Origin of the sequence: Gracilinema caldarium, assembly GCF_029265695.1 — a bacterium.
Lineage (GTDB): Bacteria > Spirochaetota > Spirochaetia > Treponematales > Breznakiellaceae > Gracilinema > Gracilinema caldarium_A.
The window spans coordinates 1-12,546 of the sequence record NZ_JAJUHW010000030.1; the positions used below are offsets into that span (position 1 = coordinate 1).

A 12,546-nucleotide genomic window follows, 5' to 3' on the forward strand; every position below is an offset into this window, starting at 1 on the left:
CTCTACCGTTGTAGGTGTTACTGCAGTGGTGCTTTCTTTAATTTTAGGGCTCCCTGCAGCCTATGCGATTGCCCGTTATAAACAGGAAAAATTGGGACTTTTAATTCTTATAGCCCGTCTCATGCCGGGTATCGCACTGCTACTGCCCTGGTATCTTCTTTTTTCACGGCTCATGCTGATAGATACCTATGTTTCGCTCATTTTAAGCCACATGCTGATAGGTCTTCCTATTGTAGTGTGGATCATGACTAGTTTTTTTGCCTCCGTTCCCTTAGAGATAGAAGAATCCGCCCGGGTAGATGGTGCGACCCGGCAGCGTACGTTCATGGAAATTGTTTTGCCGGTTTCAACGCCTGGCATTGTTACGTCAACGACGCTGGCGTTTCTTTTTTCGTGGAATAATTTTATGTTTTCTCAAGTTCTCAGTATGGAAAAAACGAAAACACTGCCTATTGCGGTATACAATTTTGTGTCCTATGCTGAGGTTGATTGGGGGGCCGTTATGGCTGCTACAGTGGTCATTATAGCCCCGGCGATTGTGCTCACCATGTTGTTCCAGAAATATGTAGTCCGGGGCTTAACGATGGGAGCTGTTAAGGGGTAGTTGCAGGAAGGTATGAGGCTTCCATCGCCTTTATCAGATTAAAGACAAGCTCGTTTGCCGGCGTGGCGACTCCGTATTTTTTTCCAAGTTCTACCACCGTACCGGCAAACATTTCAATTTCCGTTTTCCTGTTTGCAAGAACATCCTGGCACATGGAAGTCAGGTTATCCGGGTGCAGTCCCGCCAGCGTTTTTTCCCAATTTGCAAGGTCCTGCTCGTTCAAGTTAATACCCATAGCCTGGGAAAGGGCTATGACTTCACGCTGCAGGGTTTCCATAACCGCCTTTGCTTCCGCATTGGTCTGAAAAAGTCGGTACGGAGCCCGCAGTATCGCTGAAGCTTGGTTTACCCCTACATTGATCATAAACTTAAACCAAAGAGAACGGAGCATGTTTTCTGGTATTTCATAAGGAAGAGCTGCTTTGTCAAAAAAGCGGGCTATCCGTGCAACCCGGGGGCTCAAAGCTGCTTTATTGTTTGTTGCCTCTCCAAAAAAAATCCTTCCTGTCGAAGCAAAACGGGTTTCGTTGCCGAGGCGGACCGCATCAATACCAAGAATCATAGCATAGGGAGGAAGCTTAACCCCCTCGGGTGCGCCGGGACCGGCACCGAAATGGGACCCCAGCTGTTCTTCGCTGGAAATACCGTTCATCAATGAAAGGATCGTTGTATTAGGTCCTACATGGGCTTTCATTTGATGTAAAGCTTCCTCCAGGTGATGATGTTTTACCGCTACAATGATGAGGTCAAACTGGCTGTGGGTAGAAACGGGAGAAACTACCGGAAAATGATAGGTTTTACCATTAACAATAAAACCATCTCGGCTATACCGCTCAAAACGCTCGCCATCGGCAAGAACGGAAACGGTTCCGGGCAATCTCTCGGTAATGATGGAAGCAATCGCTGCGCCCACTGCTCCGGACCCGACAATTAACACCTTCTCAATTTCTGTCATAGTTTCCTCCTCGCTTTTATCATTGTCTTTAGTATAAACCACTTTTTAAGGTGCCGAAAGGGATGGACAATAGACGGAGTACAGCAAAAACCCTATGATATCCATATGCGGCCTCTGTTTCGTTCCGACTCATGGTATCTGGTAGCTTTTTTTCTTGTGCTTATCAGTATCGGCAGCGTGTTGCTTGTCCTGCCTGTTGCTCAGGCTTCGCAGGATAGAACAGTGCGCCCCGTCTCATTTATAGATGCTCTTTTTATGGCCACATCGGCGGTCTGTGTTACTGGTCTTGCAACCGTTGATTTAGGGCGTTTTAGTTCCTTCGGGCAAACGGTGATTTTACTATTAATTCAATTTGGCGGGCTGGGAATAATCAGTTTTACCTCCCTTTTGCTTATTTTGCCTGGGGGGCGTATTCCGTTTCGGCGGCTTTCCACGATCCGCAGTTTTTATGTTGATGGAGTTGAGTATGATCCGCGAAAAATTCTTTTAAATATTATTTCTGCCACCCTGTGTATTGAAGCTCTTGGGGCAGTTATATTATCGCTCTTATTTAAAAAGGCTGGTGTAGCGGATTATTTGTTTAACGGTATATTTCATGCGGTCTCTGCCTTTTGCAATGCAGGTTTGTCGCCATTTGCGGATAGTTTGGAACGTTTTTCTGGGAATGCGGCCATTCTTACCGTTGTTATACTGCTCATTATTTTGGGAGGGCTTGGCTTTATTGTTTTGCAAGATGTATTTGATGTAATAAAAGGCAAGCATCGGTACCTTAATTATCACAGCCGGGTGGTGCTTTTAATGACGGCTGCGCTGATTGGTATAGGGTTTTTATTTTACTTTTTTATGGAAAAAAGTGCTGCATTTGCTCGATTATCAATAAATGACAGAATCATGAATGCCCTGTTTCAGGCGGTTACACCACGAACAGCGGGTTTTGATACGGTCCCGCAAGCTTTGCTGAGCCAGCCGTCCAAGGTTTTTACAATCATACTTATGTTTATCGGCGCCGCTCCTGGTTCTATCGCGGGGGGTATTAAGATAACCACCTTCTTTGTTGTTATCGTTATGATGACCCGGAACCCCGATCCTTTGGGGGATGTGCAAATCGGAAAACACCGTATTTCTTCTTATACCATGAACCGGGCTACCGTTTATCTTCTTAAGGCTGTTAGTTTACTTCTAATAAGCGCCCTCTTGCTCAGCCTCATTGAAGGGCCCCGAGGGGTGGCTTTTGATGAAATAGTGTTCGAAGTAGTATCTGCCTTTGGAACGGTTGGTCTCAGTCTGGGTTTGACCCCCCATTTAAGCATAGCCGGTAAATTGGTGATTATCGGGATTATGTTTGCAGGACGGGTAGGCCTTATAGCCCTTTCGTTCTCGGTAGTTCGCCTTAAAAAATATGAAATAACCTATCCGGAAGGACAGGTTTTATTGGGGTAGACCATGAAACAGATTGCAATTTTAGGGGTTAGTTATTTTGGTTCCGCAGTTCTGGAGGAGCTGCTTGAAATGGATGTGGATATTCTTGTGATCGATAAGGATCGGGAAGTGCTGGACCGGTATCGGGATGCGGTATCCGCTGCGATCGGTATGGATGTCATTAATTGGGATGCACTTGAAAAAACGCTGCCCAAAACCATGGATGCGGTTATTATTGATATGGGTAAAAATATAGAGTCATCCATACTGGCTGCAAGCTACTGCAGGAAATTGGGCATTAAAACCATTATTGCAAAAGCTGAAACAGAGGCCCATGGTGAGATACTCGGAATTGTAGGGGCCACCAAGGTGGTTTTTCCGAACCGGGAAGCTGCGAAGCGCATCGTACCGCAGATTGTTTCTAACTTAGTATTGAACTATCTTCCAGTCGGAGGAAACTTGGTAATTGCAGAAGTAGAAATACCTGAATCTTTTGTCGGAAAAACTGTACTGGAATTGGATCTTCGCAAAAAATATGGGCTTAACCTTATTTCTGTTCGATCTGAACAGGAAGAGTACCGGCTTTTTTCGCCCGATTACCGGTTCGAAGCCCATGACATCGCCTTGGTTTCCGGTACAGAGGCCGATATAGACTCCTTTGCAGGACGGCTAGAAAAAGAAGGCAGTTCAAAGACGTTTATGGAATCAATTAAGCAGCTTTTTAGTAAAACCAAAGCATAATGGTCTTTTTGTCTGAGCTTTCTGATTATGACAATGTCATCGATAGTCTTATCGATTCAGGATACAAAGAAGAATTTTGTGTTGCCGATTCATTCGAAGTTCCTGTAATCAGGTCCCTTATGGAAGCGGGATTTTTGGTTATGTCCTTTCAAAACGGAGAAGCACTCTTGCTGCCAAAATTGCATTGGGAACGGAGCGTACTTTTTTTTAAGGATCTGCACATTCCGAAATCTCTGAAATCCCGTCTTCATACCTATACCCTTAAGCTTTTTGACAGCCTACAGCCCATCATTGAGGCCTGTATAGATGCCCATGGAGATGAATGGCTTACTGAGCCCCTGGTAAAAGCTTTAATTAAACTAGACCCAAGGTTGCATTCGGATCAGAATGATATACCGCAGCGTGCTTTTTGTTCAGCCTTTGGTTTATACAAGAATAACAAGCTTGTTGCAGGAGAATTTGGGGTTTTCTGCGGCGGAGTATATACGAGCTACTCAGGTTTTTACTGGGAAAGTAACGCCGGTACGATCCAAATGGTACTTACCGCCCGATTCCTAGAAGCAAGCGGATTTGCCTTTTGGGATCTCGGTATGCCTATGGACTACAAGAGCAGGCTTGGTGCAGTATCATTAGCCCGGCCGCATTTTATTAAGCTTTTTCGAGAGGCTCGTTTAGTTCGGCCGCTGCTTTCGGTGTAAGTGATTTATACTGTTCGAGCTCCTGTTTGCATTTCATATACTCGGCATTTAATTTTACGGTTCGTGCATTGAGCCTGGTGAGTCGCTGGGCTAAGAGCCGGGCGAGGAAGATACCATAATGGGGGTTCCTTTTAATCAGGTCAACAAAATCTTGTTTGGAAACCTTTATACAGGTACCCCCATCCTTGGCGACCACCGTAGCGGTCCTCTGGTTGGACAGTAAGAAGGACATTTCACCAATAAACATATCGTCAGGAGTCAGATACGAAACACACCGATTGCCTGAAAAAACCAGATACCGACCAGATACTATGTAATACAAATAGTCCGAGGTATCCCCTTCCCGGACCACAATTTCTTTTGCCTTAAAATGGATTTCTTCTTGGTCGCTAAAAATTCGGGGAACCATATTGCTTGAGTCCTTCTGATGGAGGATAGAAAAACTCACCTCGTTTCCCTTGTCGTTGTAGCTTAGGTCCTGCACATATACGCCAGCCATTCGGATTCCCATGCCATGGAGTCCGATGGTTGGTTTAGATTGAAGCCTGCTTCTCCAGTCAAAGCCGTCACCTTCGTCGGTGATAGCAAAGGTTGATTTATCTGGACTTATGGTGTAGGAAAGCCTGACTTTTTTTGCAGCGATGGCAGGATCCTTGTTTTTTTCTCGGATAAGGTCCATAGCATTCCTGCCCTGTTCAAGCCAAGCGGTCTTTTCTTCAAAACTGATTTTGCAGTTTCCGTGTTCTATGGCGTTTACCAGGAGTTCCTGAAGTGCCACATGCAGTTTCTCCCGATCATCCCGGCTCACCAGGTTTGCATTGTACAGATAGTTGGTAACAAGGTTTGTATAAACCACGATATCCAGTGGATCGTTGTCGATAATAAAGGTTCCGGAGATGGTTCGTAAGAGATGCTGCTGCATGCCCCTTTGGAATAAAAACTGTTTATTATGGGTTAAAATCCGTAAAAGCCGACCGCAATTGGCTTTGAATTCGCTTTGATGAATAATAGCCAACACATTTGAGTCATGAAGATGCTCGGCCAGTTCCTTATCGCTTTCAGAATTATGAATAACAATGAGACCGCCGTAATGGAGCCAGGGGTCATCTTTAATTGCCTCTAAAATGGCGATGGATGTTTCCTTGCAGGGACCTTCTTCGCAATAATCCAGGATTTTCATTTCAGGAAGCTCATATTTTAAATATTCCAATACTGGTTCAAGGCCTGAAAGGAAGACAGGTTGCAAGGTATTGTTCAATGGATATGATGCGGTTTGGATCAATTCTATTAGTTCAAGATTCGTTGTGATAACAGGAACTCGAAACATTCTCGGAACCCCTTTTAATTACACTTAAAATATGCACCATTATTCGCTAAATATGGTATTATTGCAGTATGATTCAATCTAAATATACCATAGAAAGTGGTAAACCCCTACCCCTAGGAACAGGAATAACCGGTACGGGGGTGAACTTTTCCCTTTTTTCTCGACATGCCACCGCGGTAACCTTAGTACTTTTTGATTCCCCCGATGCGATAGACCCTATGGAGCAAATCATTTTGGATCCCCATAAGAATAGGACCGGGGATCTTTGGCATTGCCATGTAAAAGGCCTTGAACCAGGAGCTTTTTATTTATACCGGGTTGACGGGCCATACTTACCAGAAAAGGGGTTCCGATTTAATCCAAATAAGCTGCTTTTGGATCCTTATGCAAAGGCGCTAACTGACTTATCCGGCTGGGATCTGACAAAATCCATGGGGTATAACCCCAATATGCCCGACGGAGACCTTTCTTTTTCCTATGAAGACGATGCGCCCTATCAGCCTAAGTGTATTGTAATCGATGATGAATTTAACTGGGAGGGGGATAAGCCTATCAATTATCCGCTCCGTTTTAGTGTGCTTTATGAAACCCATGTTAAGGGCCTTACCATGCATCCGAGTGCAGGTGTAGACCATCCGGGAACTTACCGGGGGGTAATTGAAAAAATACCGCATCTCAAGGAATTGGGTATTACCAGTCTGGAACTGATGCCGATCCAGGAATTTAATGAACAGGAAATTCCCCGTATAAACCCAAGAACCGGCGAAGCTTTAAAAAATTATTGGGGTTATTCTACTGTTGCATTCTTTGCGCCTAAAGGATCCTATGCTGCTGATAGGACTCCGGGGGCGCAGGTGAGGGAATTTAAAGAAATGGTGAAGGCCCTGCACCGAGCGGGGATCGAAGTCATTCTGGATATTGTTTTTAACCATACAGCGGAGGGCAATGAATTAGGGCCGACCTTCTCGTTCCGTGGCATAGATAATACGATTTATTATATGCTTGATGAAAACAAACGGTATTATAAAAATTATTCAGGCTGCGGAAATACTTTGAACTGCAATCACCCCGTGGTCCGTACGTTTATTTTAGATTGCCTGCGTTATTGGGTCATAGAAATGCATGTGGACGGGTTCCGTTTTGATCTTGGTTCTATACTGGGGCGGGATCAGCAAGGCCGTCTTATGGAAAATCCCCCCATGCTGGAGCGGATTGCCGAAGATCCGGTACTCCGGAACACCAAGATAATCGCCGAAGCCTGGGATGCAGGCGGCGCTTACCAGGTTGGCTGGTTTCCCGGTGGGCGCTGGGCTGAATGGAATGACCGTTACCGGGATGATGTGCGCAAGTTCTGGCGGGGAGATGCCTTTGAAGCCCGCCATTTTGCAACCCGGCTCTCGGGGAGTTCCGATTTATACCTTCGGGATGGCAGGAAACCCTTTCATTCTATCAATTTTATAACAAGTCATGATGGGTTTACCTTACGGGATCTGGTCTCTTACTCGGAAAAACATAACGAGGAAAACGGGGAAGAAAACCGGGATGGTCATGGGGCTAACTTTAGCAGCAATTATGGTTTTGAAGGACCGACCACAAACCCTGCGATAGAAACCATACGATTTAGACAAATGCGCAATTTTATTTGTACTCTTATGATTTCCCTGGGAACACCCATGCTGCTCGGGGGAGATGAGATGGGTAGAACCCAGCGAGGAAACAACAATGCGTATTGCCAGGATAACGAAATTTCATGGTACGACTGGACCTTGCTCAATACCAACCGCGATTTCTTCCGCTTTGTACAGGAAATGCTGGCCTTTAGGAAACGGCACCCAGCCTTTTTACGGCCTGAATTTTTTACCGGTAAAGACGGAAGCTACAATGCAACACCGGATATCACCTGGTATGACGAACAGGGTAACAGTCCTGACTGGGCAAAGATTGATAAGCGGCTTGCTTATCGCCTGGATGGTAGCAAGGCCGACACCTTTGCAGACCGGGATGACAATGATTTTTACATTATGTTTAATTCCTGTAAGGAAGGCTGTCTGTTCAAAATTGCTGAGGCTCCCGTTGGGAAAAAATGGTTCCGGGTTGTGGACACAAGCCTCCCTTCTCCGGAAGACATTGTAAGTCCCGGATTGGAACAGGCTATTGCTTCCCAGAAAGAATATTATGTGAATGACAGGACGACGGTCATTCTCATGTCAAAGTGGATTTAACGCCGATTCAAGCACCCTGGTTATTATAGGCGGGAAGCGTAACTGTAAAGGTGGTCAGCCCCGGTCTGCTTGTAAAGGTAATCGTGCCTGATAGGTCTTCTACGATTCGTTTACTCAAGTCTAATCCAATACCGGTACCGATCCCTTTGGGTTTTGTTGTAAAGAAGGGGGTAAATATTTTAGGTTTATTCTCTTCGCTAATACCTATCCCCGTGTCGGTAACTTGAACTTGAATAAGATCTCTGTCGCTATGGAACTTTTCTATCCAGATCGTAAGGGTGCCGCCTGCTTCCATTGCCTGAATTGCATTGTTGATCAGGTTAACCCAAACCGCATTAAGGCGTTCCGGGTTAGCAATTACCCAGCCAGGGTCCAGGAATTCACGGATAATCTGGATAGTATACTTGGTTCGGTTATAAAACATGGTTAAAATGGTTTCCATTTCTTCCTGTATTGATACTGGGACACGGGTCTCTTTTTCCTCATAGGTCCATTGTTTCAGCGCCTTAAGAGTCAGCGAGGCACGCTCTGCAGCGCTTTGTATTATCGCGTTGTCCTTTTCAAGGATGTTAAAGTAGTAGGCCGTTTTAACAATGTGCTGAACCTTATGAACCTTACAGAGTAGTTCGTATATTTCTGTGGTATCTAATGGTATTTCCATATCAACGAGGTCATCGGTAATTTCTTCTGCATGTGTTATATGACGGGATTCAAGGTTATTGATGAAGCTAATCCGTTCTCTCAGGCTGCTCTGGCTCTGGCCGGATGCTTTCAGAAGGTTTAAAAATAGCTTTGTTTCTTCAGGATCGTTTTTAGATAAAAGATCACAGAGATCTTTTTTTATTTGAACTATGGCAGCGCGTATTGTCTCGGCGGTTGAAATAATCGCTCCCAGTGGTGTATTTAGTTCGTGGGCCAGCCCGGCAGTCAGGTTCCCTAGGACTGCGAGTTTTTCGGAAACCAGAACCTTGTCCAGGGCAGTAGCAAGCTGCTGCCCCATGTTTTGTACCTGTTCTTCCAGCCGTTCATTCATACTGGTAATCTCATTGGCTTTGGCATAGAAGGTTTTGGCCAGGAGCTGAATTTCTGCCACCCCTTGTATACTGGCAGGTACTTCGGGAAGCGTCTTGTTTATCTCCCATTGGTTTAACGCTTTAATAAAATAATTGATCGGTTTTATAAGGAGAAAATCGAGTATAGAAAATCTTAACAGCAGAATGACAATAATGGCAGTCAGGGTTAAGAAGGCAAGAAATTGGATCTGTGTGTAAAAATATTGCAATTGGTTTGTCGGTGTCAGCAACACTATATCTGCCGAGAGCCATACGCTGGACAAACGATTGATAATAAATTGTTTTTTATCAATGGTAATTGATGAACCTCTCGGTAAATTGATGATTTGGCTTGGTAAGTTACCGCCGATGCTGGTGTATGGAATGCCATCTGAGTTGGTAATGAGGACTATGGATCCATCAAATTGTACGAGCCGAGCTATTTCATTGTTAATAGAATCCAGTTTTATGCGGCCCACTAACTGTTTGTCTGAGAGGGGAATGCTTAAATACAGACTTGGTTTTTCGTCCTCTGGTGCGTAAAAAACAGGGGATCTGCGGACCGTAGAAAAGTAAGTGGAAGCCAAGAACCGTGAAATATCTTTTGAAAAAACAAAACCGCGGAATAAAGCTGATCCTGGACTTGTTTTAATTATCTTCTCTATACTGTTTCCGGATATGAGGTAAATGTCCGAAAAATCGCTGATAAAACGTCCTGCTTCTAGATCACTGTATGCAGCGAGTTTTTCAAGATTTATAACCGCCTGCTGGAGCCGGTTGTAAAAAACCATTTCAATGCCGGTAATCTCAGATTTTCTGCGCTGAGAAAAATCGTTGGTGATTTTTTGCTGGATGTAATTAAAGGCTCCGTATACAAAAAGAAGGCTAAAAAAGATGGTGATAAACTCAAGGCTCAACAAATAAAACCGGAGTCCCTGGAGCTTTTTCATTATTTAAATTCTCCAGCAATGTCATTTATGAAATGGTACGATTCGGAAGTATCGCCAAAGGCATCAAAAGTTATGTTCCCCACCCGTGTCGCTATTGTTTTCTGAGCGAGGACCCATTGTTTGGTTTTTTCCGGTGTCGTGGCGCCCGCATTAAAAGCCATATCCAGTATTTCAAGAGCTTGGTACACCTTGAGACTAATAATAGTAGGGCTTAAATGAAAGTTTATTTCTATACTTGTCATATAGTCATCGATTGTCTTATCTGCTTTTCGTGAAGGAAAAAGTGACGGCAGGATGGAATGGCCAATTGCAGGACCAGCGGTGTTCACGAGTTCCTTGTTGTTCATCCAGGGAGTGAAAACAATTGTTGCTCCGTTTTGAAACTGATGAGCATACTGGGCAATGTTACCGGCTATATTTTTGTAGCCCCCAATAAGAAGATAAAGTACATTAAAATTGAAGGATGAAAGAATGTGATCTAGAGAATGTATTTCGAGTTTATTTGCATCAATATCAACAGAGCTCACCTTAATATTTGGTGCGATGTTGTTGAGTTCAGCAAGAAAGGCTTCTTGAGCAGGAACAGTATAGCCTGAATTTGAAAGATCTCTAATGATCAGCAATTTTTGTGGATATAGCCCTGCAATTTTTTGAGCAATAACGTTTTGTTCTCGTATTACATCAGGAATAACCCGCAGAATGTAATCGTCCTTACCGCTCAGCCGAGTGGTTGTCGCACCGGTTATAATGGTAAGCCGTTTATCCTTATTAATATCGTTGGCAATTTCATTCGCGCAGGTAGAGGTATGACTCGTAATAATGTATCGTATATCGCTCCCTTGAATTTCTGCATAGGCTTGTTTGGTTCGGACCGGATCCCAGCCGTCATCAAAGGGTATAACCTGAATCTGGCTATATGGATGAAGCCGTTCAAATTCTTTTACCGCCGCTATTTCACTGGTACCGATAATTGATCCGGCGTCCAATTTGGTCATCAGTCCCACTTTAATTGCTGGTCTTGTGCAGCCAGAGAGCAACATAATTAAAAGAGCCCATAAGACGAACCGGGATGAATGACGCATATGAAAAGATCTCCTTCCTTTAAGTATAGGATATTCTTTCCCTTCATGCTAGAATAAGCTTATGAGCGAAGGATTTTCTGTATTTCACCAGGTGAGTTTTCAGTACCCTGAATCTGAAACAGCAATTTTTTCTCATTTTTCGGCTGCCTTGCCCGGAGGTTTTGTAAGCCTTGTGGGGCCTAATGGGGCAGGTAAGTCCACTTTAATGCTCCTTGCTGCGGGCAGGCTCATCCCCCAGGAGGGAACCATTACCCTGCTTAGCCGGGATACACGGCTTTTTTCCAGCGAGGATGAGCGAAATGCCTATGCGTCCTTTATCTATCAAAATATGGAATTCGAAACCGAGGAGCCCCTGGGTGCAATTTTGGAACAGGTATATGCCGGGGGCTTTCATGCCCTGAAGGGAGAAGATTTTTACCAAGAGGTTCTTAAGGTTTTTGAACTTACCGTTTTGCAGGATAGGCCTCTGGCCCGGCTTTCTAAGGGAGAAATGCAAAGAACCCTTCTTGCTTTTTCTGCCCTCTTCGGTTCCCGGTCCCTTTTTATGGATGAACCGGTATTCGCCATGGAGGACCGGCAAAAAGAAGCAGCTCTGGATTTCTTTAGGTCCTACCAAAAAAAGACGGGGATTACCATTTATGTATCCCTCCATGAGCTTGACCTCACCAAGAAATATGCAGAAACAGTGCTGCTTTTTAAGAAAGACCGCAGCATCGATATGGGGAGCCCTGCAGAGTTGCTTACTCCGGCTAAGCTGGAAGAGGCCTATGGGGTTCCGGCGGTGATGCTCAAGCAAAAGGAATACCTGGACCGGAAAAAGCTCGAAGAAGAGGCTGAAATGATTGCTGCCATGGAAAAGGACCAGCACCATGGATGAAAGCAGTTTTATTCTTGGGGTTGACCTGGATGGTGTGGTGGGAGACTTTTATGGGGCCATGCGGGAAATAGCCGCCGAATGGCTTGACAGGCCCGTGGAGAGCCTTAAAAAAGATGTTTCCTTTGGACTTCATGAGTGGGGTATCGACGAATACGGCGGCTATGACCGGCTCCACCGTTTTGCCGTTACCCAGCGGGACCTGTTCAAGGCTATGAAACCCATCAAAGATGCTCCGGCGACCTTAAGGAAACTTTCCACCCGGGGTATTCGGATCCGGATTATAACCCACCGGCTTTTTTTAAAGTATTTCCATAAAACCTCTATAACCCAAACGGTGGAATGGCTTGATGCCCATGATATCCCCTATTGGGACCTCTGTTTTATGAAGGATAAGGGTGCTGTTGGGGCCCATGTCTATATTGATGATTCCCCTGCTAATGTGGAGCGCCTGCGGGAACAGGGATGCCGCACCATTGTGTTTACCAATTCGACAAACCGCAATCTGCCTGGGCCCCGGGCCGACTCCTGGCTTGATGTAGAAAAGCTGGTCTTAGAAGCCTATGACGAATGGCGAACCGGTACCCTGAATCTCTTTGGTGCAACGAGTTTTCCCCGATAA

General features: G+C 45.0%; 11 protein-coding genes. 7 read left to right on the top strand and 4 right to left on the bottom strand.

The features are described 5' to 3' along the window. Positions 1-604: carbohydrate ABC transporter permease (locus tag Q7P68_RS09990; RefSeq protein WP_304225240.1), on the top strand; the 604-nt coding region annotated here is incomplete at its 5' end. On the opposite strand, the gene Q7P68_RS09995 is transcribed toward Q7P68_RS09990, so the two are convergent. Further along, entirely contained in the window at positions 594-1,559 is a 966-nt protein-coding gene (locus Q7P68_RS09995; RefSeq protein WP_304225242.1) for a ketopantoate reductase family protein, read from the bottom strand. The two genes, Q7P68_RS09990 and Q7P68_RS09995, sit on opposite strands and share 11 nt — an antisense overlap. 105 nt (positions 1,560-1,664) lie before the next feature. On the opposite strand from Q7P68_RS09995, the gene Q7P68_RS10000 reads away from it, so the two are divergent. From Q7P68_RS10000 to Q7P68_RS10010, 3 genes are read left to right on the top strand one after another with little or no spacing between them, the layout of a single operon-like run. Beyond that, the gene (locus Q7P68_RS10000) at positions 1,665-2,999 is read left to right on the top strand and encodes a TrkH family potassium uptake protein (RefSeq protein WP_304225244.1); all 1,335 of its coding nucleotides are present in this window, start codon (positions 1,665-1,667) and stop codon (positions 2,997-2,999) included. 3 nt (positions 3,000-3,002) lie between these two features. Continuing rightward, on the top strand, positions 3,003-3,719 hold the full coding sequence (locus Q7P68_RS10005) for a potassium channel family protein (RefSeq protein WP_304225246.1): 717 nt from the start codon (positions 3,003-3,005) through the stop codon (positions 3,717-3,719). Beyond that, complete coding sequence (locus Q7P68_RS10010) at positions 3,719-4,417, top strand: leucyl-tRNA--protein transferase (RefSeq protein ID WP_486187672.1); 699 nt, start codon at positions 3,719-3,721, stop codon at positions 4,415-4,417. The genes Q7P68_RS10005 and Q7P68_RS10010 overlap by 1 nt, the downstream gene beginning before the upstream one ends. On the opposite strand, the gene Q7P68_RS10015 is transcribed toward Q7P68_RS10010, so the two are convergent. Continuing rightward, a complete protein-coding gene (locus Q7P68_RS10015; RefSeq protein WP_304225249.1) occupies positions 4,368-5,744 on the bottom strand; it encodes a cyclic nucleotide-binding domain-containing protein in 1,377 nt (458 codons plus the stop codon). The genes Q7P68_RS10010 and Q7P68_RS10015 overlap by 50 nt on opposite strands. 68 nt (positions 5,745-5,812) lie before the next feature. On the opposite strand from Q7P68_RS10015, the gene glgX reads away from it, so the two are divergent. Further along, positions 5,813-7,966 carry a glycogen debranching protein GlgX gene (gene glgX / locus Q7P68_RS10020; RefSeq protein ID WP_304225251.1) on the top strand — a complete coding sequence of 718 codons (2,154 nt, stop codon included), beginning with the start codon at positions 5,813-5,815 and terminating at the stop codon, positions 7,964-7,966. Positions 7,967-7,973: 7 nt separating this feature from the next. On the opposite strand, the gene Q7P68_RS10025 is transcribed toward glgX, so the two are convergent. Next, complete coding sequence (locus Q7P68_RS10025; RefSeq protein ID WP_304225253.1) at positions 7,974-9,968, bottom strand: ATP-binding protein; 1,995 nt, start codon at positions 9,966-9,968, stop codon at positions 7,974-7,976. Continuing rightward, positions 9,968-11,050, bottom strand: a complete 1,083-nt coding sequence (locus Q7P68_RS10030; RefSeq protein WP_304225255.1) for an ABC transporter substrate-binding protein — start codon at positions 11,048-11,050, stop codon at positions 9,968-9,970. Before Q7P68_RS10030 ends, Q7P68_RS10025 begins: the two co-directional genes overlap by 1 nt. Positions 11,051-11,111: 61 nt before the next feature. Between Q7P68_RS10030 and Q7P68_RS10035 the strand changes: the two genes are divergently transcribed. Both Q7P68_RS10035 and Q7P68_RS10040 read left to right on the top strand, forming a co-directional pair. Further along, positions 11,112-11,927, top strand: a complete 816-nt coding sequence (locus tag Q7P68_RS10035; protein WP_304225257.1) for an ATP-binding cassette domain-containing protein — start codon at positions 11,112-11,114, stop codon at positions 11,925-11,927. Beyond that, positions 11,920-12,546, top strand: a complete 627-nt coding sequence (locus tag Q7P68_RS10040; RefSeq protein WP_304225259.1) for a 5' nucleotidase, NT5C type — start codon at positions 11,920-11,922, stop codon at positions 12,544-12,546. Before Q7P68_RS10035 ends, Q7P68_RS10040 begins: the two co-directional genes overlap by 8 nt.